At 52.7% G+C, this 26,639-nt stretch carries 35 protein-coding genes; 31 read left to right on the top strand and 4 right to left on the bottom strand.

Annotated elements, in window-relative coordinates:
* Positions 1 to 16 precede the first annotated feature (16 nt).
* The 18 genes from ACQ3G7_RS17385 (at position 17) to ACQ3G7_RS17470 (ending at position 10,879) form a co-directional block, all read left to right on the top strand.
* Positions 17 to 1,096, top strand: coding sequence for a phage major capsid protein, P2 family (locus ACQ3G7_RS17385; RefSeq protein WP_430890734.1), 1,080 nt, complete (start codon positions 17 to 19; stop codon positions 1,094 to 1,096).
* Positions 1,097 to 1,099: 3 nt separating this feature from the next.
* A complete protein-coding gene (locus ACQ3G7_RS17390) occupies positions 1,100 to 1,747 on the top strand; it encodes a phage terminase small subunit (protein ID WP_430890735.1) in 648 nt (215 codons plus the stop codon).
* A gap of 93 nt (positions 1,748 to 1,840) precedes the next feature.
* Positions 1,841 to 2,305, top strand: coding sequence for a head completion/stabilization protein (locus tag ACQ3G7_RS17395; protein WP_430890736.1), 465 nt, complete (start codon positions 1,841 to 1,843; stop codon positions 2,303 to 2,305).
* Complete coding sequence (locus ACQ3G7_RS17400) at positions 2,305 to 2,508, top strand: tail protein X (protein ID WP_430890737.1); 204 nt, start codon at positions 2,305 to 2,307, stop codon at positions 2,506 to 2,508. Before ACQ3G7_RS17395 ends, ACQ3G7_RS17400 begins: the two co-directional genes overlap by 1 nt.
* 3 nt (positions 2,509 to 2,511) lie before the next feature.
* Positions 2,512 to 2,727 (top strand): HP1 family phage holin, encoded by a 216-nt coding sequence (locus ACQ3G7_RS17405; protein WP_430890738.1) that lies wholly within the window; start codon positions 2,512 to 2,514, stop codon positions 2,725 to 2,727.
* On the top strand, positions 2,708 to 3,223 hold the full coding sequence (locus tag ACQ3G7_RS17410; protein ID WP_430890739.1) for a lysozyme: 516 nt from the start codon (positions 2,708 to 2,710) through the stop codon (positions 3,221 to 3,223). Before ACQ3G7_RS17405 ends, ACQ3G7_RS17410 begins: the two co-directional genes overlap by 20 nt.
* Complete coding sequence (gene lysB / locus ACQ3G7_RS17415) at positions 3,223 to 3,645, top strand: Rz-like lysis system protein LysB (protein ID WP_430890740.1); 423 nt, start codon at positions 3,223 to 3,225, stop codon at positions 3,643 to 3,645. The genes ACQ3G7_RS17410 and lysB overlap by 1 nt, the downstream gene beginning before the upstream one ends.
* A complete protein-coding gene (gene lysC / locus ACQ3G7_RS17420; RefSeq protein WP_430891006.1) occupies positions 3,530 to 3,778 on the top strand; it encodes an Rz1-like lysis system protein LysC in 249 nt (82 codons plus the stop codon). The genes lysB and lysC overlap by 116 nt, the downstream gene beginning before the upstream one ends.
* A complete protein-coding gene (locus ACQ3G7_RS17425; RefSeq protein ID WP_430890741.1) occupies positions 3,741 to 4,172 on the top strand; it encodes a phage tail protein in 432 nt (143 codons plus the stop codon). The genes lysC and ACQ3G7_RS17425 overlap by 38 nt, the downstream gene beginning before the upstream one ends.
* The gene (locus ACQ3G7_RS17430) at positions 4,165 to 4,608 is read left to right on the top strand and encodes a phage virion morphogenesis protein (RefSeq protein WP_430890742.1); all 444 of its coding nucleotides are present in this window, start codon (positions 4,165 to 4,167) and stop codon (positions 4,606 to 4,608) included. The genes ACQ3G7_RS17425 and ACQ3G7_RS17430 overlap by 8 nt, the downstream gene beginning before the upstream one ends.
* Positions 4,609 to 4,655: 47 nt before the next feature.
* Complete coding sequence (locus ACQ3G7_RS17435) at positions 4,656 to 5,771, top strand: AAA family ATPase (RefSeq protein WP_430890743.1); 1,116 nt, start codon at positions 4,656 to 4,658, stop codon at positions 5,769 to 5,771.
* A complete protein-coding gene (locus ACQ3G7_RS17440) occupies positions 5,768 to 6,457 on the top strand; it encodes an HNH endonuclease family protein (RefSeq protein WP_430890744.1) in 690 nt (229 codons plus the stop codon). Before ACQ3G7_RS17435 ends, ACQ3G7_RS17440 begins: the two co-directional genes overlap by 4 nt.
* A 151-nt stretch (positions 6,458 to 6,608) precedes the next feature.
* On the top strand, positions 6,609 to 7,187 hold the full coding sequence (locus ACQ3G7_RS17445) for a phage baseplate assembly protein V (protein ID WP_430890745.1): 579 nt from the start codon (positions 6,609 to 6,611) through the stop codon (positions 7,185 to 7,187).
* Positions 7,184 to 7,543, top strand: a complete 360-nt coding sequence (locus ACQ3G7_RS17450; protein WP_430890746.1) for a GPW/gp25 family protein — start codon at positions 7,184 to 7,186, stop codon at positions 7,541 to 7,543. Before ACQ3G7_RS17445 ends, ACQ3G7_RS17450 begins: the two co-directional genes overlap by 4 nt.
* Complete coding sequence (locus ACQ3G7_RS17455; protein WP_430890747.1) at positions 7,530 to 8,438, top strand: baseplate assembly protein; 909 nt, start codon at positions 7,530 to 7,532, stop codon at positions 8,436 to 8,438. The genes ACQ3G7_RS17450 and ACQ3G7_RS17455 overlap by 14 nt, the downstream gene beginning before the upstream one ends.
* On the top strand, positions 8,431 to 9,036 hold the full coding sequence (locus tag ACQ3G7_RS17460) for a phage tail protein I (RefSeq protein WP_430890748.1): 606 nt from the start codon (positions 8,431 to 8,433) through the stop codon (positions 9,034 to 9,036). The genes ACQ3G7_RS17455 and ACQ3G7_RS17460 overlap by 8 nt, the downstream gene beginning before the upstream one ends.
* Positions 9,033 to 10,283 (top strand): phage tail-collar fiber domain-containing protein, encoded by a 1,251-nt coding sequence (locus tag ACQ3G7_RS17465; RefSeq protein WP_430890749.1) that lies wholly within the window; start codon positions 9,033 to 9,035, stop codon positions 10,281 to 10,283. Before ACQ3G7_RS17460 ends, ACQ3G7_RS17465 begins: the two co-directional genes overlap by 4 nt.
* A complete protein-coding gene (locus ACQ3G7_RS17470; RefSeq protein ID WP_430890750.1) occupies positions 10,283 to 10,879 on the top strand; it encodes a tail fiber assembly protein in 597 nt (198 codons plus the stop codon). Before ACQ3G7_RS17465 ends, ACQ3G7_RS17470 begins: the two co-directional genes overlap by 1 nt.
* A gap of 142 nt (positions 10,880 to 11,021) precedes the next feature.
* Here ACQ3G7_RS17470 and ACQ3G7_RS17475 read toward each other — a convergent pair whose 3' ends face one another.
* Positions 11,022 to 11,948 (bottom strand): putative phage abortive infection protein, encoded by a 927-nt coding sequence (locus ACQ3G7_RS17475; protein WP_430890751.1) that lies wholly within the window; start codon positions 11,946 to 11,948, stop codon positions 11,022 to 11,024.
* A 405-nt stretch (positions 11,949 to 12,353) separates the two neighbouring features.
* Here ACQ3G7_RS17475 and ACQ3G7_RS17480 point away from each other — a divergent pair, with 405 nt between their 5' ends.
* From ACQ3G7_RS17480 to ACQ3G7_RS17515, 8 genes are all read left to right on the top strand, one after another.
* The gene (locus ACQ3G7_RS17480) at positions 12,354 to 13,526 is read left to right on the top strand and encodes a phage tail sheath protein (protein ID WP_430890752.1); all 1,173 of its coding nucleotides are present in this window, start codon (positions 12,354 to 12,356) and stop codon (positions 13,524 to 13,526) included.
* Between the two features lie 9 nt (positions 13,527 to 13,535).
* Complete coding sequence (locus ACQ3G7_RS17485; RefSeq protein WP_430890753.1) at positions 13,536 to 14,051, top strand: phage major tail tube protein; 516 nt, start codon at positions 13,536 to 13,538, stop codon at positions 14,049 to 14,051.
* A gap of 55 nt (positions 14,052 to 14,106) precedes the next feature.
* The gene (locus ACQ3G7_RS17490) at positions 14,107 to 14,409 is read left to right on the top strand and encodes a phage tail assembly protein (RefSeq protein WP_017456120.1); all 303 of its coding nucleotides are present in this window, start codon (positions 14,107 to 14,109) and stop codon (positions 14,407 to 14,409) included.
* Positions 14,410 to 14,423: 14 nt separating this feature from the next.
* Positions 14,424 to 14,543, top strand: coding sequence for a GpE family phage tail protein (locus ACQ3G7_RS17495; RefSeq protein WP_017456121.1), 120 nt, complete (start codon positions 14,424 to 14,426; stop codon positions 14,541 to 14,543).
* Positions 14,536 to 17,337, top strand: a complete 2,802-nt coding sequence (locus ACQ3G7_RS17500; RefSeq protein ID WP_430890754.1) for a phage tail tape measure protein — start codon at positions 14,536 to 14,538, stop codon at positions 17,335 to 17,337. Before ACQ3G7_RS17495 ends, ACQ3G7_RS17500 begins: the two co-directional genes overlap by 8 nt.
* The gene (locus ACQ3G7_RS17505) at positions 17,334 to 17,819 is read left to right on the top strand and encodes a phage tail protein (RefSeq protein ID WP_430890755.1); all 486 of its coding nucleotides are present in this window, start codon (positions 17,334 to 17,336) and stop codon (positions 17,817 to 17,819) included. The genes ACQ3G7_RS17500 and ACQ3G7_RS17505 overlap by 4 nt, the downstream gene beginning before the upstream one ends.
* Positions 17,816 to 18,901, top strand: a complete 1,086-nt coding sequence (locus tag ACQ3G7_RS17510) for a phage late control D family protein (protein ID WP_430890756.1) — start codon at positions 17,816 to 17,818, stop codon at positions 18,899 to 18,901. Before ACQ3G7_RS17505 ends, ACQ3G7_RS17510 begins: the two co-directional genes overlap by 4 nt.
* Positions 18,902 to 18,968: 67 nt before the next feature.
* Positions 18,969 to 19,184 carry an ogr/Delta-like zinc finger family protein gene (locus ACQ3G7_RS17515; protein ID WP_430890757.1) on the top strand — a complete coding sequence of 72 codons (216 nt, stop codon included), beginning with the start codon at positions 18,969 to 18,971 and terminating at the stop codon, positions 19,182 to 19,184.
* Positions 19,185 to 19,215: 31 nt separating this feature from the next.
* On the opposite strand, the gene ACQ3G7_RS17520 is transcribed toward ACQ3G7_RS17515, so the two are convergent.
* Positions 19,216 to 19,704: a BRCT domain-containing protein gene (locus ACQ3G7_RS17520; RefSeq protein WP_430890758.1), complete on the bottom strand. Its 489-nt coding sequence runs from the start codon at positions 19,702 to 19,704 to the stop codon at positions 19,216 to 19,218.
* Between the two features lie 277 nt (positions 19,705 to 19,981).
* A complete protein-coding gene (locus ACQ3G7_RS17525; protein WP_017456129.1) occupies positions 19,982 to 21,667 on the bottom strand; it encodes an aspartate:alanine antiporter in 1,686 nt (561 codons plus the stop codon).
* 280 nt (positions 21,668 to 21,947) lie between these two features.
* Here ACQ3G7_RS17525 and ACQ3G7_RS17530 point away from each other — a divergent pair, with 280 nt between their 5' ends.
* Positions 21,948 to 22,325 (top strand): inner membrane protein YbjM, encoded by a 378-nt coding sequence (locus tag ACQ3G7_RS17530; RefSeq protein WP_263097348.1) that lies wholly within the window; start codon positions 21,948 to 21,950, stop codon positions 22,323 to 22,325.
* A 34-nt stretch (positions 22,326 to 22,359) separates the two neighbouring features.
* Here the strand turns inward: ACQ3G7_RS17530 and ACQ3G7_RS17535 are convergent, their stop codons facing one another.
* Positions 22,360 to 22,623: a GrxA family glutaredoxin gene (locus tag ACQ3G7_RS17535; RefSeq protein WP_061494624.1), complete on the bottom strand. Its 264-nt coding sequence runs from the start codon at positions 22,621 to 22,623 to the stop codon at positions 22,360 to 22,362.
* A 173-nt stretch (positions 22,624 to 22,796) separates the two neighbouring features.
* Here ACQ3G7_RS17535 and nfsA point away from each other — a divergent pair, with 173 nt between their 5' ends.
* The 4 genes from nfsA to potF all read left to right on the top strand — a co-directional run bounded on the left by nfsA (position 22,797) and on the right by potF (position 26,522).
* Complete coding sequence (gene nfsA, locus ACQ3G7_RS17540; protein WP_430890759.1) at positions 22,797 to 23,519, top strand: oxygen-insensitive NADPH nitroreductase; 723 nt, start codon at positions 22,797 to 22,799, stop codon at positions 23,517 to 23,519.
* 72 nt (positions 23,520 to 23,591) lie between these two features.
* Positions 23,592 to 24,494: a 30S ribosomal protein S6--L-glutamate ligase gene (gene rimK, locus ACQ3G7_RS17545; protein WP_263097346.1), complete on the top strand. Its 903-nt coding sequence runs from the start codon at positions 23,592 to 23,594 to the stop codon at positions 24,492 to 24,494.
* Positions 24,495 to 24,581: 87 nt separating this feature from the next.
* Positions 24,582 to 25,061 (top strand): type III secretion system chaperone family protein, encoded by a 480-nt coding sequence (locus ACQ3G7_RS17550; RefSeq protein ID WP_061494627.1) that lies wholly within the window; start codon positions 24,582 to 24,584, stop codon positions 25,059 to 25,061.
* 348 nt (positions 25,062 to 25,409) lie between these two features.
* Positions 25,410 to 26,522, top strand: coding sequence for a spermidine/putrescine ABC transporter substrate-binding protein PotF (potF, locus tag ACQ3G7_RS17555; RefSeq protein WP_263097345.1), 1,113 nt, complete (start codon positions 25,410 to 25,412; stop codon positions 26,520 to 26,522).
* Positions 26,523 to 26,639: the final 117 nt, after the last annotated feature.

The following is a 26,639-nucleotide window of genomic DNA, read 5'->3' on the forward strand; positions in this document are numbered from 1 at the left end:
TGGAGCATAAAACCCGATGAAAAAGAAAACCCGCTTTGCCTTCAATGCCTATCTGCAGCAACTGGCGCGCCTGAACGGTGTGGAGGTGAAAGAACTCTCCAGCAAATTTACCGTGGAGCCATCCGTGCAGCAGACGCTGGAAGACCAGATCCAGCAATCCGCTGCATTCCTGACGCTGATTAACATCACGCCGGTTGCGGAGCAGTCCGGTCAGTTGCTGGGGCTGGGTGTGGGCAGCACGATTGCCGGAACCACCGACACCACCACCAAAGAACGTGAGCCGACCGATCCGACGTTGATGGAGGACGCGGAATATAAATGCGAGCAGACCAACTTTGATACGGTGCTGACCTACGCCAAGCTGGATCTGTGGGCCAAGTTCCAGGACTTTCAGGTGCGTATCCGCGACGCCATCGTTAAGCGTCAGGCGCTGGACCGCATCATGATCGGCTTCAACGGCGAGAAGCGCGCCAAAACCTCCAGCCGTGCTGACAACCCATTGTTGCAGGACGTTAACAAGGGCTGGCTGCAGAAAATCCGCGAAGACGCACCCGATCACGTAATGGGCAGCGCAACCAAAGACGGTATCACCACCAAAGGCGCGGTCAAGGTAGGTAAGGGCGGCGACTATGCCAACCTGGACGCCGTGGTGATGGATGCGGTCAACGAGCTGATCGACGCCGTTTATCAGGATGATGACGATCTGGTTGTTATCTGCGGGCGCGAGCTGCTGTCCGACAAATATTTCCCGTTGGTCAACAAAGAGCAGGAAAACAGCGAGAAGCTGGCAGCCGATCTGATCATCAGCCAGAAACGTATGGGCGGCCTGCAGGCCGTACGTGCGCCTTACTTCCCGGCTAACGCTTTGCTGATCACCCGCCTGGATAACCTCTCCATCTACTGGCAGGAAGACACCCGCCGCCGCTCTGTTATCGACAACCCGAAACGTGACCGGATTGAAAACTTCGAATCGGTTAACGAGGCGTATGTGGTTGAGGATTACCGCTGCGCGGCGCTGGTTGAAAACATCGAAATCGGTGATTTCAGCGCGTCTATGGCCTCGTCAGAAACCCCTGAAACAGAAGCCGGAGAGTAACGCATGAGCCTGAGTCCGGCACGGCAGCACCGCCTGCGTATTCAGGCAGAGCAGGCCGCCCGTGAGGGCGGCAGCGTTCGCCACGCAACGGGTTATGACCTGATGCTGCTGCAACTGGCAGAGGACCGCCGCCGCCTCAAGGGCATCCAGTCCACGGTGAAAAAGGCGGAAATCAAGGTGGAGCTGCTACCGAAATATGCTGCCTGGGCTGATGGCGTGCTGGCTGCCGACGGCGCGCAGCAGGACGACGTGCTGATGTTTGTGATGCTGTGGCGTATCGATGCCGGCGATTATGCCGGCGCGCTGGAGATCGGGCACCATGCGCTGCGCCATGGCTGGGTGATGCCGCTGGGCAATCGCAATGTGCAAACCGTTCTTGCAGAGGAAATGGCAGACGCCGCGCAAAGCGCGCTGCTTGCTGCTACCGCTTTTGATGCCAGTCTGCTCCTGCAGGCGCTGGATCTGACAACGGATTTCGATATGCCGGACCAGTCGCGGGCGCGCCTGCATAAAGCCATCGGATTGGTACTGAGTGAAAGCAACCCGGCATCGGCTCTGAATCACATCACCCATGCGCTGCAGCTTGATCCTCGCTGTGGTGTGAAAAAAGAAAAACAGCAACTGGAGCGCAGACTGCGCAACGACCGCTAACGAATGTGCCCCGCGCACGGGCGGCACGGGGTGGCGAAAGGCATTGCCACATCCAAACCCCGTCCACCGCCCACTTATTCAGGAGAAACCCGCATGAAGTTTGTTGCGCCCGAACAGGCACCGGAACAGGCGGAGGTCATCAAAAATACGCCGTTCTGGCCTGATGTGGACCTGTCGGAGTTTCGCAGTGTGATGCGCACTGACGGCACGGTGACGCAGCCACGTTTAAAGCAGGTGGTGCTGACGGCAATTTCAGAGGTTAACGCAGAGCTGTACGACTTTCGCCACCGCCAGCAGATGCTGGGCTATCGTTCGCTGGCTGAGGTTCCGGCGGAAATCCTCGACGGCAAAAACGAGCGAATCCGGCACTACCACAACGCCGTTTATTGCTGGGCGCGCGCCGTGCTCAATGAGCGTTACCAGGATTATGACGCCACAGCGTCCGGTGTTAAGCGCGGGGAGGAACTGGCGGAGGCCAGCGGTGATCTGTGGCGTGATGCCCGCTGGGCAATCAGCCGGGTGCAGGATGCTGCGCATTGTACGGTGGAGCTTATCTGATGAAAGTGCGTGCGTACCAATATGACACGGTGGATGCGCTCTGCTGGCGGCATTACGGGCGCACGCAGGGCGTTACGGAGCAGGTGCTGCAGGCCAATCCAGGGCTGGCAGAGTATGGCCCACTTTTACCGCACGGGCTGCAGGTGGAGCTGCCGGACATTACGGCAGCCACCACGGCGCAGACCGTCCAGCTATGGGACTGAATAATGACGCTTGAAAGAATAAGTGCCTTTACCACGTACTGCATCGCCGTGGTGCTCGCGTGGCTGGGCGATCTGTCGCTCAAAGATGCCTCTACGGTCGGCGGTGTCCTGATTGGTGTGCTGATGCTGGCGATCAACTGGTACTACAAACACAAGACATACCTGCTGCTGCGCGGCGGGCAAATCACGCGGGAGGACTATGAATCCTTCAATCGCTAAGCGCTGCCTTGTCGGTACGGTGCTGGCTATCGCCGCCACATTGCCCGGTTTTCAGCGACTTCACACCTCTGTGGAAGGGCTGAAACTGATTGCCGATTACGAAGGATGCCGGCTACAGCCTTATCAGTGCAGCGCGGGCGTATGGACCGACGGTATTGGCAACACGTCCGGCGTGGTGCCCGGTAAAACCATCACGGAACGGCAGGCGGCGCAGGGGCTTATCGCCAACGTGCTGCGCGTGGAGCGACGGTTTGCAAAGTGTGTGGCGCAGCCAATGCCGCAAAAGGTTTATGACGCGGTGGTGTCGTTTAGTTTCAACGTCGGCACCGGCAGCGCCTGCCGCTCCACGTTGGTTAAATTGCTGAACCAAAAGCGTTGGACTGATGCGTGCCGGCAGTTACCGCGCTGGGTGTACGTCAACGGTGTGTTTAATCAGGGGCTGGAAAATCGCCGCTCGCGGGAAATGGCCTGGTGCCTGCAGGGCGCCAGCACGTGATGCGCACTTTGGTAATCATCGCGGCGTTGCTGGCGGCGCTGGGCTGGCAGTCGTGGCGGCTCAATAACGCCAGTCACACCATCGAGACGCAGGGCGCGATACTGGCAAGCCAGGCGCAGGAGCTGGCGAAGAAAAACAGCCAACTGATCGGCCTGTCCATTCTGACCGAAGCCAACAGCCGGGAGCAGGCGCGGCTTTATGCAGCAGCGGAACAGACCACCACGCTGCTGCGAAGTCGCCAGCACCGCATCGAGGAGTTGAAACGTGAAAACGAAGATTTACGCCGCTGGGCTGACACTCCTTTGCCTGCTGACATTATCCGGCTGCGCGAACGTCCGGCCCTCGCCGGAGGTGCAGCTTACCGTGAGTGGCTGTCCGAGAGTAACGCAGTGCCGACTGGAAAGGTCAGCGCCGCGCAATAATGGCGATCTGAATGCGCTGCTGGATGAAACGGAGACCGCCTGGGTGCGCTGTGCCGACAAAGTGGACACCATAATTGCGTGTCAGGAGCGAAACAGTGAACAAGCCGCAGTCTTTACGCCACGCCCTGAATAAAGCGGTGCCTTACATCCAGAACAACCCGGACAAGCTGCATCTTTTTGTGGATAACGGATCACTGGTAACAACCGGTGCCAGCTCCATGTCATGGGAATACCGCTACACCCTGAACGTGGTGATCGAAGATTTCAGCGGTGACCAGAATCTGCTGATGGCTCCAGTCCTGCTGTGGCTTCGTACCAACCAGCCGGACGCCATTAACAACCCGGAGCTGCGCGAAAAGTTGTTCACTTTTGAGATCGATATTTTGCGCAATGATATTTGCGATATCAGCCTTAACCTGCAGCTTACCGAGCGCGTGCTGGTCAGTGCCGACGGCGGGATTTCTACAGTTGAAACAGAGCCAGAACCTGACGAACCCGAAGAAAGTTGGACGGTGAAACGTGGATAATCTGCATAAGGTGGATGACTGGCTGGCAGCACTGCTGGCGAATCTGGAACCGGCAGCGCGTAAACGTATGATGCGCGAGCTGGCGCAGGAATTACGCCGGAATCAGCAAAATAATATCCGCCTGCAGCGCAACCCGGACGGCACCGCTTATGAACCTCGCCGGGTAACTGCCAGAACCAAAAAAGGGCGCATCAAGCGCCAGATGTTTGCAAAGCTGCGCACAGCTAAATACCTGAAAACTGCCGCCAGCGCGGATTCAGCTAGCGTGCAGTTTGCAGGACAGGTGCAGCGCATTGCCCGTGTCCATCATTACGGCTTACGTGAGAAAGTTAATAATTCAATGAAGAGTATTAATTACCCTAAGCGAAATTTACTCGGATTCAATTCTGAGTTTGAGGTAGAAGCGGTTTTATTGAGTTTTTTATTGAAACAATGAGTGCTGAAAGTTATATTGTTGTTTTTCTTTGACTGTTTAGGTGTCAAGTGTTAGCGACTAATCAAATAATTGATGTGCCCGCCGCTGGAACCTTTAATTTTATTACCGGGGATAATGGGTCCGGTAAAACAAGGTTTTTGACAGTTCTAGCTAATTCAGTTTTAAATGATTTGATTTCAAGTGGTAGTGAGTATGATAAATTAATCTGTCTGACTGGTACTGTTTATGAAAAATTCCCTAGGCCATTAAGAAAGAAAGATTATAAAAGTGAGAAATACGATAAGGTTTATTCTTATTTTGGCGGTAGGGTGAATAATAACGTTTTCTCAGACCTCTCGCCTTTTCGGGTTATAATGAAATGCTATTGTGGGTTTGGAATAAATCCAGGTTCTTTTGAGTTGGCAGGTAAATTATTAAATGAGCTTGGGTTTAGTTCTACTGTGGAATGTAAGTTTAGAAATGAAAAGTCTAAATTGGAGAATGGACGCTCCATAATCAACAACGAGGATGTAACTGTAAATTTATCTGAGTCGTCGTCACAACTGACTAACATAACAAGGCAAAGCATTGTTAATGATGATTTGTTCTTATTAAATATAAATTTCGTTAAGCTTTCTGATGAAAAATCATATGGCATACGAGATCTGAGTTCTGGTGAACGAAGTTTTATAATAACAATATTGTCACTTGTGTTTAGTTTGAGAGAACGAACCCTCATTTTATTTGACGAACCAGAGAACTCAATGCACCCGAAATGGCAGGAGAAAATAATATCAACAATTAAGTATATTGTTGATATTTTATCACCTGAATCAACTGTAATAATTGCAACTCATTCCCCATTGGTTGTTTCATGTGTGACAAATAATAATACGTTTACGTTGAATTTGCCTGGTGAGCACATATGGAAAGCTTCATATTATGCTGGTAATAACGCTGATTCAGTGTTAAAGGAACAGTTTGGGGTGATCTCGCCAAGATCTGAAGAATTTCAGATTGCTATGCAAAAGTGCTTGACTTCATTTAGTTTGAATAAAGAAGGTGGTTCTTTCTTGCAGGATATGGAGCGATTATTTGGAATGAAAATATCCTTAAATAAGGATGACCCACTTTATGATGCTTATGAGACACTTATGGATTTTTATCTGGAGAGGAAACTATGAGCTTGGGTCCAGGGAAACTAAGTCCGGTGCATAGGGTTTTTATAAACAGAAGGGAAGCTAGATTGTTGATAGCTGAATTTCTTTCTGGAACAATTCTTTGGTCTGATCCAAAGTTATCCGCTCTAAAGAATAATATAAGATTATCTCTACGAGAGCAGCAATGTGGGCGTTGTGTTTTTTGTCGTAGAATAATAAAAGAGGAGCGCAGGAACAGTACTGAAGATATTGAGCACTTTCTGGATAAATCCAAATGGTATTATAAAAAATGGGCCTTTCATCCTATGAATTTATCTATAGCATGTCACTCATGCAACTTTGTTAAAAGTACGAAGCAAATGGGAGATATTAATATTCAGCGCGCGCAGTATCTAGTGCCTGGTATTGGTGTGTTTAGATGGTTGCATCCATATTTTGACGACTACCATGAAAATATCTCAATAGAGAAGGGTTGGGTATATCGTATTGTTGATGGAGCGCCAAATCATAATGGAGCAGAAAATTTAATTAGAGAGTGTGAGTTGTCGGGAATAGCTAATATAGAACGCAATGCTGAAAACTATAAATTGACGTGTCAAAGGCTATTGAAGTTAGCAATTGCTTGTGCTGCCAAAGGTCAAATTACACGAATGCAAAAATTGCAGTTGTCTTTGCAGGAATTAATGGAATCGAAACAATTTGACTTTTAGTAGGTTTTAAAGAAGAAAGATTGAATTGCTACTTTGCTCCTCTTATCCTTTTTAAGTATCAAAATGACTGTTGCTTGCAATCAAATTGTACTGTGAATGGTACAATTTGGTACTCATGCAAATTCTGTCAATTGCATGTAATCATAACCAGATGAATGCGCAACTAACAGAAATTATGCGCCTTATCACCAATCTGATCCGCACCGGCACCGTGACCGAAGTAGATCGGGAAAACTGGCTGTGCCGGGTGAAGGTAGGCGAACTCGAAACCAACTGGATTAACTGGCTGACGCTGCGCGCCGGCGGTGCGCGGACTTGGTGGTGTCCGTCGCCGGATGAACAGGTGGTGGTGTTGAGCATGGGCGGCAATCTGGAAACTGCCTTTGCACTGCCCGCGATTTATTCCAATCAATTTGCACCGCCGTCGGATTCCGTGGATGGTTGCGTGACGGAATACCCGGACGGGGGTTGGTTTGAATATGAACCCGCCACCGGGCGCTGGTTCGTCAAAGGCATTAAATCCATGGTGATTGAAGCTGCGGACAATATCACCCTGAAAACTGGCGAGTTCGTGGTGGAGGCCAATACCACGCGCATTAACAGCGAGGTGGTGATCAATGGTGGCGTCACCCAGGGCGGTGGCGCCATGAGTTCCAACGGGATCGTCGTGGATAATCACGCCCACATAAAAGTGAAAGCGGGCGGTGATATATCGGGAGGCCCGGTATGAGACTCTATATTGGCATGAGTCGGAATGACGGGCAGACAATGACTGACACGGCGCATCTGCGCCAGTCGGTGCGGGATATTCTGCTGACGCCACAGGGCAGCCGGCTTGCCCGCCGGGAATACGGTTCCTTGCTCTCCGCGCTGATTGACCAGCCGCAGAATCCGGCGCTGCGTCTGCAGATCATGTCTGCAGTCTATGTGGCGCTGACCCGCTGGGAGCCACGGCTTACGCTGGATTCCATCACTATCAACAGCGACTTTGACGGCACCATGCTGGTAGAGCTTACCGGTAAACGTAATAGTGGCGCGCCTGTTTCCTTTTCCGTATCCACCGGAGCAGACAATGCCAGTCATTGACCTTTCCCAACTCCCCGCGCCGCAGATTGTGGATATACCGGATTTTGAGACGCTGTTGGCTGAACGCAAGGTGACATTCATTGCGCTTTATCCTGCAGAGGAACAGGCTGCCGTTCGGCGCACGCTGGCGCTTGAATCTGAACCCGTCACCAAGTTGCTGCAGGAAAGCACCTACCGCGAAATCCTGCTGCGCCAGCGTATCAACGAGGCCGCGCAGGCGGTCATGGTGGCGTATGCCATCGGCGGCGATCTCGATCAACTGGCTGGCAACTACAACGTCAAACGCCTGACGGTAACACCTGCTGACAACAACGCCGTGCCGCCGGTTGCCGCGGTGATGGAAAGCGACGAGGCTTTACGCCTGCGCGTTCCCTCTGCGTTTGAGGGGCTGTCCGTGGCTGGTCCCACGGCGGCCTATGAGTTTCATGCTAAAAGTGCTGACGGGCGAGTGGCGGATGCCAGTGCAACCAGCCCGGCACCGGCTGAGGTGGTACTTACCGTGCTGAGCCGTGAGGGTGACGGCACGGCAGAGAATCACCTGCTGGCGTTGGTTGAGCAGGCGCTTAACAGCGAGAACGTGCGCCCGGTGGCAGACCGCCTGACGGTGCGCAGTGCCGAAATCATCCCTTATAGCGTGGATGCGACGATCTTTCTTTATCCGGGGCCGGAAGCTGAGCCGGTGATGGCGGCGGCAAAAGCCAGCCTGCAGAAGTATATCGCCAGCCAGACGCGGCTGGGACGCGATATCCGGCGCAGCGCCATTTATGCCGCGCTGCATGTTGAAGGTGTGCAGCGCGTGGAGCTGGCGTCGCCACTGAATGACGTGGAGCTGGACAAGACGCAGGCGGCATCCTGTACGGAATGGCGCGTTACCAACGGGGGCACGGATGAATAGCCTGCTGCCGCCCGGTTCATCGTCGCTTGAGCGCCGACTGGCGCAGAGCTGCAGCGGAATTACCGATTTGCAGGTGCCGCTACGTGACCTGTGGAACCCGGCAACGTGTCCGGTCAGCTTCCTGCCATATCTGGCATGGGCGTTTTCTGTTGACCGCTGGGACGAAAGCTGGACGGAAAGCGTCAAACGCCGGGTGGTGCAGGATGCTTTCTATATCCATCAGCACAAAGGCACAACCAGCGCCGTGCGGCGCGTGGTGGAGCCGTTCGGCTTCCTGATCCGCATAATTGAGTGGTGGCAGACCGGCGAGACACCGGGGACATTTCGCCTGAACATTGGTGTGCAGGACCAGGGCATTACGGAAGAAACCTGGCTGGAGCTGGAGCGACTGATCAGGGACGCCAAACCATGCAGCCGTCACCTTGCCGGAATGTCCATAAACCTGCAGACCAGCGGGCCGTATTTTACGGGCGCAGCCAACTATAGCGGTGAAGAGATCACCGTCTATCCGTATATCAATGAAACCATTATTTGCGGCGGCACTGCTTATGAGGGTGGCGCGGTCCATGTTACTGACACAATGAGAGTGCATCCATGAGCCAAAAATTCTATACCCTGCTGACGGAGATCGGCGCGGCAAAACTTGCAAGTGCTGCCGCGCTCGGCGTGCCGCTGAAAATTACCCAGATGGCAGTGGGGGACGGCGGCGGCGTGCTGCCAACGCCCAATGCGCAACAAACAACGTTGATTGGCGAAAAGCGCCGGGCAGCGTTGAACATGCTGTATATCGATCCGCAGAACAGCAGCCAGATTATTGCAGAGCAGGTGATTCCTGAAACCGAAGGGGGTTGGTGGATTCGCGAGGTTGGGCTATTCGATGAAACCGACGCGTTGATCGCCGTGGGCAACTGCCCGGAGAGCTACAAGCCGCAACTGGCAGAAGGAAGCGGGCGCACGCAGACCGTGCGGATGATACTGATTACCAGCAATACCGATAACGTCACCCTGAAAATTGACCCATCCGTGGTGCTCGCGACCCGTAAGTATGTGGATGACAAGGTGCTGGAGATTAAGCTGTATGTGGATGACCAGATGGCAAAACATCTTGCTGCTGCTGATCCCCATCGACAGTATGCGCCCAAGGAAAGTCCAACATTCACCGGCACACCAAAAGCACCGACTGCGGCGGCAGGAAACAGCACCACGCAAATTGCCAGCACCGCTTTTGTACAAGCAGCGATTGCCGCGCTGGTTGGTTCATCTTCGGCAGCCTTGGACACGCTGAATGAGCTGGCAAAAGCTTTGGGCAACGATCCCAACTTTGCAACCACCGTGACCAATGCACTTGCGGGAAAAATGGATAAATCTTCCAACGGTTCAGATATTGCCGACGTTACCGCATTCCTGAACAACCTCGGCCTGGGTGCCGGTTCGGCACTTCCGGTCGGTGTCCCGGTCCCATGGCCACTTGCCTCGGTCCCTGAAGGATGGCTCAAGTGCAATGGCGCGGCATTTACAGCAGCACAGTATCCAAAACTGGCACAGGCGTATCCTGAGTTGAAACTTCCTGATTTGCGTGGTGAATTCATCCGCGGATGGGATGATGGTCGGGGCGTTGATGCAGGACGTTCTCCGGGACAGTGGCAGGGGGATGCCCTTCAGGACCATATGCACAAGTACTACACAATTTATCCTGGCGGAGATAACGACCGGGGATCGGTTTCCTCAATATTCTCAATTGATAACGATATATGGGCAATGACAGCGGGTGTTGATTCAGCGCGGGTGGCATCTGAAACCCGTCCTCGCAATATTGCATTTAACTACATCGTGAGGGCAGCATAATGCCGACAGCAGTATTAGAAAATGGTTTTGCCGTCGCAGCAGGGAATGTTTTGATTTTTAATTATGATGGATTAACACGTGAGTATTTGGGGCAGTCAACCGAGTATCTTCCGGTGGGCGTTAGTCTCCCTGCCAATGCCTGCACAGACAAACCTCTGGCTGCAAAAAACAGTTATGTTGTCTGCCGAAACACTCAACTGACCGGATGGGAATATCTGGCGGATCATCGCGGCGAAACCGTCTGGAACGTCAAAACGGGAGAAACCATTGAAATCACTGCACCGGGTGATTATCCGGTTGATACGACGATCTACGCACCATCAACTCGTTATGATAAGTGGAACGGCGAATGCTGGAAGACTGATGAAGCAGCACACAAGGCGGCAGTAATCGCGGAAGCAAATGCCACTAAAGCTGCGCTTATCAAAAGCGCGAGTGAAAACATCGAACCCTTGCAGGATGCTGTAGAGCTTGGTATGGCAACAGACGAAGAAAAAAGTCAATATAATGCCTGGCGAAAATACCGTGTATTGCTGACGCGCGTGGATACATTGCTGGCCCCCAATATCAGTTGGCCTGAACCTGTTGAAGATTAATTCCGATATGCAATTGCGGGTGGGCACTCTTGCATTATGCAATTTCCCTGCACAGCCACACTATGTGGACCTTCCACATATCAACCAGAATATAGACACACATGTGTCTATATTCTAAATTGCGAATGCGGGGTGTTATTTTTTAATCCGGTTTTATCGCATCTTTAAGTTCTGACAGAGCAATTGAGCTACTGTTACCGAAAGCACCGAAAGTGGCGTTTTTTGTTTTCGGTATATAAGTCGAAACTTCTCTCCCGATTGTTTTAACTTTATGTCCGAGGGTGAATATCTGTCTGCGATAATTATTTTTATTTAAGGTTCCGATATTTGTTTTGTCTTTTTCGATTGATAAATGCTCGAGTAGTTTGTATCTGATAACAAGTTTTCGAAATTCGCCTTTGTCGCATACTGCTGGTAAACAGTTAAAATAGAGAACAATGAGCTCATCGGTTGATAACTGTGCCCGAACTATTCTGGCGTAGTCCTGCTTTATCTCATCATTAAGGCTTGAATTATGAATAATTATTAATATCCTATATAAATTCCTAAAGTAATGTCCAAAGTAACCATTATGATGTTTATTGAAATTGCGGTACCTTCTCTTTGTCTGGCTAATTATTACAGCGGAACCATCGCTGGTTTTTGCATTAGATATCGGGTTTTTATTGGTTGGTAGTATTAATATTGTGTCTATTAATTGAGAAAAGGCGTCGCGTTGTTTTTTGCTTTTATAACTCAGATTGTCTATAAGATTGTTGTGAATACTTAATAAATTATAAAATCTATTTTCGAAATATTGCTTTTCGTTTTCTTTGTTTTGTTTGAGTTGAAGGTGGATTGTGAACAGTAACGCCGAAAATGTAATGAAGCCTAAAAGTGGATTTAATACACCGCCAAAATAGTCACCTAAAGTTCCGTATATTGCCATCTCGTCAGTAAACTTTACTGCTTGATTCTCTTGTGTTGATATAACTATGTGGTTTTGAGCTTTAAAATAAAAGGCAGTAATTATAATGCCTAGTGTGACTATTGCAATAACCATGATTAAACTTATATTTATTCGTTTCACTTTTGATGCTCCGTGATATTAATGATGGCGCTTCTGCTTCTTTTTGTATGTGTAATAAATAATATAATTTGAAGGAGAATGCAATTTTAAGCAATGGATTCTGAGGGTTTCTGATGAGCGTTATAAGAAATATATAATATTCGTACCTTACCTCAAATTTTATGCCATAAGTTTTCTGATATATAAACACGATATCGGCACTGCAGATTAATTGGTGGGTTAACAGTTAGGCACCTAATTGTGGCTGACGTCCTGCGCGTCGGCAGGATGAAATAGAGCTAATGCTCTCTGTTATCCAGGTCGATTAGGATTAATGTACCAGCAGCCATACAAAGCCCGCCGCGTGCGCCGCGCGTATATCAACCAGAACATAGGCACATCCCAGTAAACCAGAGAGATTGCCTTATGGCTCAGGATTACCACCACGGGGTGCGCGTTGTTGAAATCAACGAGGGCACCCGACCGATTACCACGGTGAGCACTGCCATCGTGGGCATGGTCTGCACCGGCGATGATGCCGATGCGTCCGTGTTTCCCCTCAATACGCCGGTACTGCTCACCGATGTGCTGACCGCCAGCGGTAAGGCAGGGGAGTCCGGCACGCTGGCCCGTTCGCTCGATGCGATTGCAGACCAGGCAAAACCCGTCACCGTCGTTGTGCGCGTGGCGCAGGGCGAAACCGAAGCGGAAACAACCTCCAACATTATCGGCGGAGTAACGGCTGACGGTAAAAAAACGGGGATGAAAGCGCTGCTTTCGGCGCAGTCGCAACTTGACGTCAAGCCGCGCATTCTCGGCGTTCCGGGGCATGATACGCAGGCCGTTGCCACAGAACTGCTGAGCGTGGCGCAAAGCCTGCGCGGGTTTGCCTATCTCTCCGCTTACGGCTGCAAAACCGTGGAGGAAGCCATTGCCTACCGCGCTAATTTCAGTCAGCGCGAGGGGATGCTGATCTGGCCTGATTTCATCAATTTTGACACCGTGCTGAATGCAGATGCGACGGCTTACGCCTCCGCCCGTGCGCTCGGACTGCGCGCCAAAATAGACGAGCAGACGGGCTGGCACAAAACCCTGTCCAACGTAGGCGTGAACGGCGTCACCGGCATTTCCGCCGATGTGTTCTGGGATCTGCAGGACCCGGCAACCGATGCGGGACTGCTGAACCAGAACGACATCACGACGCTGATCCGCAAAGACGGTTTCCGCTTCTGGGGTTCCCGCTGCCTCAGTGATGATCCGCTGTTTGCCTTTGAGAACTACACCCGCACGGCGCAGGTACTGGCTGACACCATCGCAGAAGCGCACATGTGGGCGGTGGATGGCGTGCTTAACCCGTCGCTGGCCCGCGACATTATCGAAGGTATCCGCGCCAAATTGCGCAGCCTGAAATCGCAGGGTTACATCATCGGTGCAGACTGCTGGCTGGATGAGTCCGTGAACGATAAAGACTCCCTGAAAGCCGGGAAGCTCACTATCGACTACGACTACACGCCGGTGCCACCGCTTGAAAACCTCATGCTGCGTCAGCGCATCACCGATCAGTACCTGCTGGACTTCTCCAGCCAGGCCAGCGCGTAAGGGGACACCATGGCTTTACCTCGTAAGTTAAAACACCTGAACCTGTTCAACGACGGGAACAACTGGCAGGGGATTGTCGAGTCGCTGACGCTGCCGAAATTCACCCGCAAATTTGAAAAGTATCGCGGCGGCGGGATGTCGGGCGCGGTTGATGTGGATATGGGGCTGGATGATGGCGCGCTGGATACGGAGTTTTCCATTGGTGGAATGGAGTCGCTGATCTTCAAACAACTGGGTAAACCGACCGCTGACGCCGTGCAGCTGCGTTTCACCGCCTCCATTCAACGCGATGATACTGGCGAAGTGCAGGCCGTAGAGCTGGTTACGCGCGGACGCCCCAAAGAGGTTGATTCCGGCGAGCTGAAAACGGGGGAGAGCAACGCCAGCAAAGTCAGTTTCACCAACAGCTACGCCAAACTGACCATCAATGGTGAGGTGCTGTACGAGGTTGACCTGATCAACATGATTGAAATTGTGAACGGTGTGGATTTGATGGAAGCACACCGCAGTGCCCTTGGCCTCTGATAACGCTTAACGGCGCGGGCTTCCGCGCATAGTTTCCCGATTTAAGGACATAACCATGAGTGACAAAGCAAACGAAAAAACGGTGGTGCTGGATACGCCCATTCAGCGCGGAAAAAATCAGATCACTGAGGTGGTGTTGCGCAAACCGCAATCCGGTGCGCTGCGCGGCACTCGCCTGCAGGCCATCATGGATATGGATGTGAGCGCCATGATGACAGTGATCCCGCGTATCTCCACTCCAACACTCACCCCGCAGGAAATGGCAGAACTGGACCCGGCGGACCTCACCGCAATGTCCGTGGAGGTGGTCACTTTTTTGTTGAAGAAGTCGGTGCTTGCCGATTTGCCGACAGTCTGACCGTTGATGACCTGGTGGCAGACATCGCCACCATTTTCCACTGGTCGCCGTCCGTCACTGACGCTATGCCGCTGGCTGAGGTGCTGGAGTGGCGGCATAAAGCGATCCTGAGAAGCGGGGCCAGCGATGAGTGATAACAACCTGCGTCTGCAGGTGGTGCTTAATGCGGTTGATAAACTCACCCGCCCATTCAAAAGCGCGCAGGTCGGCACAAAAAAGCTGACAGGCGCGCTTCAAACGACCCGGAACAGTTTGAAAGAACTGAATAAACAGGCCGGTCGCATTGATGAATTTCGTAAAACTCGATCACAGCTTGCTATTACTGCGATAAATCTCAACACCGCGCGAGAGGAGGCGGCAAAACTTGCTACGCAGTTTGCTGCAACAAATCGACCAACCGCAGCGCAGGCTAAATTATTTGCCCAGGCGAAAACGCGAGTGCACGAACTTCAGCAGACCTACAACGGTTTGCTGGGCTCAGTACAAAGACAACGTAAAGCGCTTAAAGAATCCGGTATCGACACTAAGCAGTTAAGCCGTGCCCAGCGAGATCTGAGGAAAAAAGCCGACGAAACTCAGCAGGCACTGGAACGTCAGAAGAAAACCCTGAAACGGTTGGGTGAGCAGCAGGCGCGCATGAATGCCGCGCGCGCTGATTATTCCCGACGTCTTGAGGTTAGGGATCGCATTGCCGGCGCGGGAGCCACCACCACCGCTGCGGGAATGGCAATGGGCGCGCCAGTCATGGCGGCAGTGAAAAGCTATGCCAGCATGGAAGATGCGATGAAAGGTGTGGCAAAGCAGGTTAATGGCCTGCGCGATGATAACGGCAACCGCACGGCCCGGTTCTATGAAATGCAGGATGCCATCAAAGCTGCCAGCGAACAGTTACCCATGCAAAACGGTGCGGTGGATTTTGCCGCGCTGGTAGAAGGTGGTGCCCGCATGAACGTGGCGAACCCCAATGATTCCTGGGCCGATCAAAAACGCGATTTATTAACGTTTGCCGCTACGGCTGCCAAAGCCTCCACAGCGTTTGAGCTTCCGGCGGACGAGCTTTCCGAAAGCCTCGGGAAAATTGCCCAGCTTTATAAAGTTCCGACTCGCAACATCGAGCAATTGGGCGATGCGCTGAACTACCTGGACGACAATGCCATGTCAAAAGGGGCAGACATTATCGATGTTCTGCAGCGCATGGGCGGTGTGGCTGACCGTCTGGATTACCGCAAAGCCGCCGCGCTTGGTTCGACGTTTTTAACGCTGGGTGCAGCGCCGGAAGTGGCAGCCAGCGCCGCTAACGCAATGGTGCGCGAGCTGTCAATTGCGACCATGCAGAGCGACCGGTTCATGGATGGGATGGATCTGCTGAAAATGAAGCCGGAAGTGCTGGAAAAGCAGATGACTAAGGACGCCATCGGCACTATACAGCGCGTTCTGGCAAAGGTGAATAAGCTGCCGGTGGATAAGCGTCTCTCAGTTATGACCATGCTTTTCGGCAAAGAGTATGGCGATGACGCCGCGAAGCTGGCAAACAACCTGCCGGAACTGCAACGCCAGCTCCAGCTCACGTCCGGTAATGCTGCCAATGGTTCCATGCAAAAAGAATCCGGTATCAATAAGGATTCGTTGTCCGCGCAGTGGCTGCTGCTTAAGACCGGGGCGGAAAACACCTTTAGCAGTCTCGGCGAAACCCTGCGCGAACCGCTGATGGCGATCATGGGCACCGTGAAGCAAGTCACCGGCGCATTTCGCCGCTGGATCGAAGAAAACCCGAAGCTTGCCGGGGCACTCCTGAAAGGTGTGGCTGCGCTGGCAGCTATTGCGGTTGTGCTGGGGACGGTGATGCTGGCGGTATCCGCTGTGCTTGGCCCTCTGGCGCTGATGCGCCTGCAATTATCCATCCTGGGTATTAAAGGCGGCGGTGCGTTTGGTCTTATCACCAAAGCTCTTGCCGTCGTGGGTAAGGGGATCATGTGGCTGGGCCGCCTGATGTTCGCCAATCCGATCCTCGCGGTGATTGGTCTGATTGCCATGGCGGCTATTTACATCTGGCAGAACTGGGACACGCTGGGGCCGAAATTCAAAGCCATGTGGGATGGCGTTTGCGCTGCCACCACGGCGGCGTGGGAATGGATTAAACAGACCGCCAGCAAGGCATGGGAGGGGATCAAATCCCTGTTTTTCAATTACACCCTGCCGGGCCTGATTGCCAAAAACTGGGAGGCCATCAAGGCCGGAGTAACGCAGTCGTGGACCAGTATCAGACAGTCCATCGCTGATAAGTGGGCGGCGATTCTGGCCGATGTTGCCGCGCTGCCGGCAAAATTCCAGGAGATGGGCAGCGCCATCATTGACAGCATTCTGAACGGCATCAATGCGAAATGGGAAGCGCTGAAAAACAAACTCGCTTCCGTCACGGAGTACCTTCCGGACTGGATGACTGGAAATAATGGAGCACCAGGCAAAATGCAGGTGCGGGTAGCTGGCGGTGTTGCTGGGGCAGCGGTTACGTTTGCCGGGATGTATGACAGTGGCGGGGCCATTCCGCGCGGTCAGTTTGGCATTGTCGGCGAGAATGGCCCGGAAATTGTTAACGGCCCGGTGCATGTGACCAGCCGCAGGCGCACGGCGGCGCTCGCTTCGGTGGTTGCCGGCATGATGGGGGCGGCAGCCGCACCGACAGAAGCCGTGCCGCTCCACCCGATGAGCCTGCCCGCTGCGGCATACCGTGCGCCGTCTGACCCGGCAACCCGCCAGCCGCCAGTGATGCATTTTGAAACCCATGCGCCGATCACCATCTATGCGCAGCCGGGGCAGAATCCGCAGGACATTGCCCGCGAAGTGGCAAGGCAACTGGATGAACGGGAACGTCGCACCAGAGCGAAAGCACGCAGCAACTTCAGTGACCAGGGGGGATACGATTCATGATGATGGTGCTGGGGTTATACGTTTTTATGCTGCGTACTGTGCCCTATCAGGAATTGCAGTATCAGCGCAACTGGCGTCACGCGACCAACAGCCGGGTGAACCGCCGCCCGTCGACACAATTTCTTGGCCCGGATAATGACTCCCTGACGCTTTCTGGTGTCCTGCTACCTGAAATCACCGGCGGCAGGCTGTCATTGCTGGCGCTGGAGCAAATGGCAGAACGGGGTAAAGCATGGCCTTTGATTGAGGGCAGCGGCACCATTTACGGCATGTTTGTGATCGAGAACCTGAGCCAGACCAAAACAGAGTTTTTCGCCGGAGGTGAAGCGCGGCGGATTGAGTTTTCCCTGACACTGAAACGCGTCGATGAGTCGCTGACCGAAATGTTTGGCAACCTTGGCGATCAGCTTCGTAATCTGCAGGACACCGCCGCGTCGACGATAGGTGATATCAAAAACTCGGTGAGAGGGTTACTGACGTGAATTATGACCTTTATAGCAAAACACCGGCTTTCAGCATCACCGTTGAGGGCAATGATGTGACGGAATTACTGAATGCGCGCCTGATGGGCCTGACACTGACAGATAACCGGGGCTTTGAAGCAGACCAGCTTGATCTGGAACTGGATGATGCCGACGGGCAAATCGTTCTGCCGCGACGTGGCGCGGTTATCAATTTGTCGCTGGGATGGAAAGGACAGCCGCTTTTTCCCAAAGGGGCATTCACGGTGGATGAGATTGAACATACCGGCGCACCCGACAAGCTGACCATCCGCGCCCGCAGTGCCGATTTCCGCGAAACCCTGAACATTCGCCGGGAAAAGTCATGGCACCAGACAACCGTGGGAGAGGTGGTAAAAGAGATTGCTGTCCGGCATAACCTCAACATGGCGCTGGGTAAAGACCTGGCGGACAAAGTGCTGGATCACCTGGACCAGACCAATGAAAGCGATGGCAGTTTCCTGATGCGGCTGGCGCGCCAGTTTGGGGCGATTGCTTCCGTAAAAAATGGCAACCTGCTTTTTATCCGCCAGGGGCAGGGAAGAAACGCCAGCGGTAAACCGCTGCCGGTTATCACCATAACGCGGCAGGCCGGTGATGGTCACCGGTTTACCCTTGCCGATCGCGGCGCGTATACCGGCGTGATCGCCAGTTGGCTGCATACCCGCGAACCGAAGAAAAAAGAGACAACCAAAGTTAAGCGCCGGCGAAAGAAAACCGCTGTGGCAAAAGAGCCGGAAGCAAAGCAGGGGGAATATTTAGTCGGCACCGATGAGAATGTGCTGGTTTTAAGTCGTACCTACGCCAACCGCAGCAATGCGGAGCGCGCTGCAAAAATGCAGTGGGAACGTCTGCAGCGCGGGGTGGCGTCTTTCTCCGTGCAGCTCGCAGAGGGACGGGCAGATCTCTACACCGAAATGCCGGTAAAGGTGAGCGGCTTTAAGCAGCCGATTGATGATGCAGAGTGGACCATCACCACGCTGACGCACTCCGTTAGCCCGGACAGTGGATTTACGACCAGTCTGGATCTCGAAGTGAAAATAGATGAGTTCGAAATTGAATGATTAGTTCCATATTGAGAACAACAAGCTATCATTATTGCGAACTGGTTAAGAGTGAGGGCTGAAAATAATGATGAATTGTCCACTGTGCGGGCAGGCCGCGCATACCCGCAGTAGCTTTCAGGTTTCCAGCGAAACCAAGGAACGATACAACCAGTGCACGAATATTGAATGCGGGCATACTTTCGTCACGCATGAAACCTATGTTCGCTCTGTATGCCGTCCGCAGAAAATCAGCGCGGCTCCGCCTCATCCAAAAGGAACACAGGGGCAATTAATTTACTAACCCGCCGATGGCGGGTTAGTTTTTACCTTGTTTAAAAGTCAGGTATCTCACCGGTTTCAATAAAATGGTTAAAACCCGGTTCATCTAAAATGATCGTCCCTTTCATTCTTGCTGCGTTAACTTTTGACGGACCTGCATTGTAACCGCAGCACAGTATTTGAAGATTTTTAGTCACCGAGTCTCTGACAGTTAATGCATTCTCAGACGCTATGATAATGAGTCGCTCTTTATCTGCTTTTTTGAAGCCAGTAAAACAGATATCAAAAGTTTGCTTCCGCAGAGAGCTTTTGCTTTTGGTGAGGAGGTGAGCATAGATGTCTGGGGTGAAGGAATCGCAGGAACGATTTGCTTCATCTGCAGAGCCGTATTCCTGAAGGATACGATCCAGACGATAAGTTTTTACAGAGTGGCTTTGTGTGCAGATACCCTGAATATGTTGCTCGCTGCGACTGATATTAATTAGAGAGTGGGCACCAATTCGACCATTACCATTGATATAAACAAAGTGCATTTCTTCCATGTGTCTGCCTCTGTGTTTTCAGGGTTGTCCCCTAACGAGTCGCCAAAATTTTCGCTGTCGCCATTTTGTCGCCATTGATAAAGGAGAGTGTGTCTAAGTGACTGAAAAGCAATAGGTAGAATAACAGGCAACAAAAAACCCATCAACCTTGAACCTAAATGGCGGGGTTGATGGGCTCCACAAAATGGGGACATCAAAGAAAAGCAGTGGCACTAGTTATGACTGACATCCCGGAAAAAAGTTCTGCGTATCACCGAAATATTTCTCAGCTTCGGACTTATCCGAGGCCCGGCCAGATAATGATGATCAGTGTCCCTGCTAACGTCAGTAACACGTTGGCGATAGCGTAAGTCCCCGCATAGCCCAGCGCCGGAATGTTGCTGCGCGCGGTGTCGCTGATAATCTCCATTGCCGGTGCGCAGGTGCGTGCGCCCATCATGGCGCCGAACAGCAGGGCGCGGTTCATCTTCAGCACGTAGGCGCCAAACAGGAAGCAGATCAAAACCGGCACCAGGCTGACAATCAAACCGGCAATCAGCATCTGACCGCCGACCGCGCCAAGCCCGTTGCCAATGCCGCTACCGGCGCTCAAACCGACCCCGGCCATAAACACCATCAGACCAAACTCTTTCACCATCATCAGCGCGCCCTGCGGGATATAACCGAAGGTGGGATGGTTGGCGCGCAGGAAGCCGAGCATGATACCAGCGAACAGCAGACCTGCCGCGTTGCCCACGCCAAAGCTGAAGGAGCTGAACTGGAAGGTGATCATGCCGATCATCAGGCCAACAATAAAGAAGGCGCAGAAAGCGAGCAGGTCGGTTACCTGGCTGTGAATAGAGATAAACCCGATGCGATCCGCGATGGTTTTCACGCGTCGTGCATCGCCGCTGACCTGCAATACATCGCCCTTGTTGAGCACGATATTGTCGTCGATCGGCATTTCAATCTGGCTGCGGATCACGCGGTTCAGGAAGCAACCGTGGTCAGTCAGTTTTAACTGTGCAAGACGGCGGCCCACCACGTTGTGGTTTTTCACCACCACTTCTTCCGTGACGATGCGCATATCCAGCAGGTCGCGGTCGAACACCTCTTTACCGTTACGGAAACTCGGGTCGAGGCGCGCATGCGCATCCGGATAGCCCACCAGCGAAATCTCGTCGCCCATTTGCAGAACGGCGTCGCCGTCCGGGCTGGCGAGAATGCCATTACGGCGAATCCGCTCGATATAGCAACCGGTCTGGCGATAGATCCCCAGTTCACGCAGGTTCTTGCCATCAGCCCAGGCCACCAGCTCCGGACCAACGCGGTAAGCGCGGATCACAGGCAGGTAGACTTTGCGGTGCGCGTCAGTATCCAGCCCGCGCTCACGGGCGATTTGTTGGGCGCTGGTCTGCAAATCCTGATGTTGCAACTTTGGCAAATAACGCGCGCCAAAGATCAGGCTGACCAGGCCAATCAGATAGGTAAGGGCATAACCCAGGCTGAGGTTATCCAGCGCGCTGGAAAGCTGCCCGCTCTCCATGCCGGAATGGCGCAGCGTATCGCCCGCACCCACCAGCACTGGCGTTGAGGTCATCGAACCGGCCAGCATCCCGGCGGTCAGGCCGATATCCCAGCCGAATAATTTCCCCAGCCCTAAAGCGATCAACAGCGCGCTGCCGACTAATACCAGCGCCAGCATCAGGTAATTCTTGCCATCGCGAAAAAAAATGGAAAAAAAGTTGGGACCGGCTTCAACACCCACGCAAAAAATAAACAGCATAAAGCCCAGGTTCAGGGCATCGGTGTTAATGCTGAAATGTTGCTGACCCAATAATAACGAAACCACTAAAACGCCAATGGAATTACCGAGTTGTACTGAACCCAGACGTAATTTACCGAGGCATAACCCGAGAGCCAGTACGACAAACAATAACAGTATGTAATTCCCGTTTAACAAATCTGCGACGTTTATATTCACGGAGGCTAACTTCTTGTTTACTTGTAAGCTGTTGAAAGAAATGGTTATTTAAGCTAGTGTTTTGTTCACGCACTGGCGTAAGAAAAAAGCAGAGTCACACCAGAACTTCCTCACAAAACAAAATCTGGCCGCTAGTTTAATCGTATTAGATAACAACGGCTAGTGAGAATCGTGTATTCGCGCGGGTGCTTCCTGGGCAAGGATTGCCGCCATGCTTTATCAGTCCGGACGTTCTTTTGAACGAATGGGAGTGCGATAGAGAAGACGTCAGGAGGATTGTTTGAAGAACAAACAACGTTGGAAAGGCATTATTTGCTGCTTTGTCCTTTTTATTGCGGTTTGCCTTTATTTGGTCATAAAGATGAAGGGCGCGTTGCATACCTCTGCGCATCCTGAATTGGGGTTATTGCTTTTTATGCTGCCTGGCGTGGTGAGTTGCCATGTTACGCATCGCCGCCATGTCATGTGGCCGCTGCTGGGCGCGGTACTGGCTGCACCGGTTTGTTATCTCCTGACTTACCTTCTGCTGACGCCTGCGCGTCCGTTCTGGCAGGTGCTGGCCTGGCTGTTCAGCGCGGTGTTCTGGTGCGGGATTGGCGGATTATGCTGCGTTTTTATGCGCAGCCTGGTGCGGCATTACCGGCAGAGCAGAAAGTAAAACGCCCTCACGATGGAGGGCGTTGCGTCTGTTCTCAGGCAAACAGGCCAAGGTTGGCTTTTGCGTAGGCTTCAAAATCTGTAAAACCACCTACGTGTTGTTGATCGAGGAAAATCTGCGGCACGGTTTCAACCGGTTTACCTACGGTTTTTTCCAGATCCGCTTTCGTAATGCCTTCCGCGTGGATGTCCACATAGCGATAGTTAAAGTCATCCCGCTCTTGTGTCAGTTTTTCCGCCAGTTCTTTTGCGCGTACGCAGTAGGGGCAGCCGGGGCGACCAAAAATTACAGCAAACATACTCTCTCCCAAATCTGAAGGTTTCTGTCGGCTATCTTGACCATAACCGCGTCTTATGAAAAGCAGGTTCTGCCTGTTGCATTAATCTTTACAACCTTTCAGCGCAATCCGCGGTAATACGCGCCTGCTTAGCTGGCCTATACTGAAGGTCTTGTTTATCCGGGGAATTCATAATGACACCAACCATTGACTTGCTGTGCGCTCATCGTTCCATTCGCCACTTCAAAGATGAACCGATTACGGCGGCGCAGCGCGAGGCGATCATTGCCAGCGCACAGGCCACATCCAGCTCCAGTTTTTTGCAGTGCAGTACCATTATTCGGATCACCGATCCGGCTCTGCGCGCGCAACTGGTGACCTTAACTGGCGGGCAACAGCATGTGGCGCAGGCGGCGGAGTTTTGGGTGTTCTGCGCGGATTTTAACCGTAACTTTCAGATCTGCCCGGAAGCGAACCCGGGTCTCGCGGAGCAACTGTTGTTGGGCGTTGTGGACACGGCGCTGATGGCACAAAACGCCTTTACAGCGGCGGAGTCCCTTGGGCTTGGTGGAGTGTATATCGGCGGCATTCGTAACAGCATCGACGCGGTGGGAGAACTGTTACAGGTGCCGAAACACGTGTTGCCGCTGTTTGGTTTATGCCTGGGCTGGCCTGCCGACGATCCGGGGCAGAAGCCGCGTCTGCCCGCGCAGCTTGTGGTGCATGAAAACCATTACCAGCCACTGGATAAAACGGTGCTGGCGCAGTATGACGAAGAGATTGCCCACTACTATCTGACGCGCGGCAGCAACACACGCAGGGACACGTGGAGCGATCATATCCGCCGCACAATTATCAAAGAGAGCCGTCCGTTTATTCTCGACTATTTGCATAAACAGGGATGGGCGACACGCTAATACCCGTTCATCCTGTGCGTTGCTGCGTGTATCATACGCGGGCTTTTACCGGTCTTTGTTGCGAGGTGCAGGGTGAAAATTGCCATATTATCCCGGGATGGAACGCTTTATTCATGTAAACGTCTGCGTGAAGCGGCGATGCATCGCGGTCATCTGGTCGAGATCCTCGATCCGCTGTCCTGTTATATGAATATCAGCCCTGCGGCGTCGTCGATTCACTATAAAGGTCGTCAGCTTCCGTATTTTGACGCGGTGATCCCGCGTATTGGTTCGGCCATTACCTTCTACGGCACTGCCGCGCTGCGCCAGTTTGAAATGCTGGGCAGCTATCCGCTTAACGAATCCGTCGCCATTACCCGCGCCAGAGACAAGCTGCGCTCGTTGCAGTTACTTGCCCGCCAGGGGATCGATCTGCCGCTGACTGGCATCGCCCATTCGCCCGACGATACCAGTGATTTGATCAATATGGTCGGTGGTGCGCCGCTGGTGGTGAAACTGGTGGAGGGGACGCAGGGTATTGGTGTGGTGCTGGCAGAAACCCGCCAGGCGGCGGAAAGCGTGATTGATGCTTTTCGTGGGCTTAATGCGCACATTCTTGTGCAGGAGTACATTCAGGAAGCGAAAGGCTGCGACGTCCGTTGTCTGGTGGTTGGTAATGAAGTCGTCGCGGCGATTGAACGCCGGGCGAAAGAGGGCGATTTCCGCTCAAATCTGCATCGTGGCGGGGTTGCGACGGTAGCAAATATCACCCCGCGTGAGCGGGAAATTGCGCTGGCGGCGGCGCAAACCCTTGGGCTGGATGTGGCCGGGGTGGATATTTTACGTGCTAACCGCGGCCCGCTGGTGATGGAAGTGAATGCGTCGCCAGGTCTTGAAGGTATCGAAAAAGCGACGGGCATTGATATCGCCGGGCGTATGATCCAGTGGATTGAACGGCAGGCAACCCCTGGTTTTTGCCTGAAAACAGGCGGCTGAGGCGATTTTTCTGCGCTATCAATGGTGCGTTCAGCACTTTTTGCGTAAGCTATGGGCAATTTTTTACAGTAAGAGAGCGCTGCAAATATGGATTCACTCGTCGTCCCTGGCCTGGACACGCTTCGTCACTGGCTCGACGAACTGGGCATCACCTTTTTTGAGTGCGATAACTGCCAGGCGCTGCATCTGCCGCATATGCAAAATTTTGACGGCGTGTTCGATGCGAAAGTCGATCTGGTTAATGACATTCTGCTGTTTACCGCCATGGCTGAGGTTAAACCTTCTGCGTTGCTGGCGCTCTCTGCGGATCTGTCTGCCATCAACGCCAGTTCCCTCACGGTGAAAGCGTTCCTGGATATTCAGGATGATAACCTGCCCAAGCTGGTGGTGTGCCAGTCATTGAGCGTCGGACCGGGTGTCACTTTTGAACAGTTCGCCTGGTTTGTGCGCCAGAGTGAAGAGCAGATTTCGATGGTGATCATGGAAGCCAACGCACACCAGCTGCTGTTCTCTCCTGGTGAAGAAGATGTGACTGTTGTTGAAGAGTCGCACAATTTTCTTCACTAACTCGCCGTGACATTAGCGCAGTCGCTGCCAGAGCGGCTGCATAATAAATGTTTTTATTCTGCAATTAACCTTTTCATAAAGAATTTTTCACCGCTATTCCTCCCGTTCCGGCTTATCACATAGACAGATCCTGCATAAAAAATTGATAAAAGGCGTTTTTTAATCTGACCTATAGCCTCAAACCCTGGCTACAGTTATTCTTGCGGTGCTTAAAACAGCATGCGGTGTCTGCCGGAAGAGTATTCTCCTCCGAGGCTGTGCAGAGTGACAAAATATGCATGATTCTTGCATATCTTAAATGCGTACACTTAGTTCGTATGTTAACGGACTTTCCAGAAGGAATGAGATATGACCGCCTTGAGCAAAAAATGGGTATCGGGTCTTGTTGCGGGTGCGTTGATGGCTGTCTCTGCCAGCACGCTCGCAGCCGAGCAAAAGACGCTGCATGTTTATAACTGGTCTGATTATATTGCGCCGGACACCGTCGCGAATTTTGAAAAAGAAACCGGCATCAAAGTCGTTTACGACGTGTTTGACTCCAACGAAGTGCTGGAAGGCAAATTGATGGCGGGCAGCACCGGCTTCGACCTGGTCGTGCCTTCTGCCAGCTTCCTCGAACGTCAGCTTGCGGCAGGTGTGTTCCAGCCGCTGGATAAGAGCAAACTGCCGAACTGGAAAAACCTCGATCCGGATATCCTGAAAATGGTCGCTAAGCACGATCCGGACAACAAATACGCCATTCCATACCTGTGGGCCACTACCGGTATCGGCTATAACGTCGATAAAGTCAAAGCTGCACTGGGCAAAGATGTGCCGCTGGATAGCTGGGATCTGGTGCTGAAACCGGAGAACCTGGAAAAACTGAAAAGCTGCGGCGTCTCTTTCCTTGATGCCCCGGAAGAGATCTTCGCCACCGTGCTGAACTACCTTGGCAAAGATCCAAACAGCAGCAAAGCGGACGATTACACCGGCCCGGCGACGGACCTGCTGTTGAAACTGCGCCCGAATATTCGTTACTTCCACTCTTCCCAGTACATCAACGATCTGGCGAACGGCGACATCTGTGTGGCTATCGGCTGGGCAGGGGATGTGTGGCAGGCGGCTAACCGTGCAAAAGAAGCGAAAAACGGCGTGAATGTAACTTACACCATTCCGAAAGAGGGTGCGCTGGCATTCTTTGACGTCTTCGCCATGCCGGCGGATGCGAAAAACAAAGATGAGGCTTATCAGTTCCTCAACTACCTGATGCGTCCGGATGTGATTGCCCATGTCAGCGATCATGTCTTCTACGCGAACGGTAACAAAGCGTCCGTGCCGTTGATCAGCCCGGAAGTGCGTAACAACCCGGCTATCTTCCCGCCGCCGGATGTGTTCGCCAAACTGTTTACGCTGAAAGTCCAGGATCCGAAAATCGACCGCGTAAGAACCCGCGCGTGGACTAAAGTGAAAAGCGGCAAATAATTCAGTCACCTGACGAGTGAAATGCTGCACCGGGGCGGTGCAACTGCCCCACAAATGGACAGAGGCGTTTGGCCTCTGTCCAGTCATTTGTACGACAACCCGTTGAAACGGGTTGAT

This window comes from Kosakonia sp. N21, from assembly GCF_050587465.1.
In the GTDB taxonomy this organism is placed as follows: domain Bacteria; phylum Pseudomonadota; class Gammaproteobacteria; order Enterobacterales; family Enterobacteriaceae.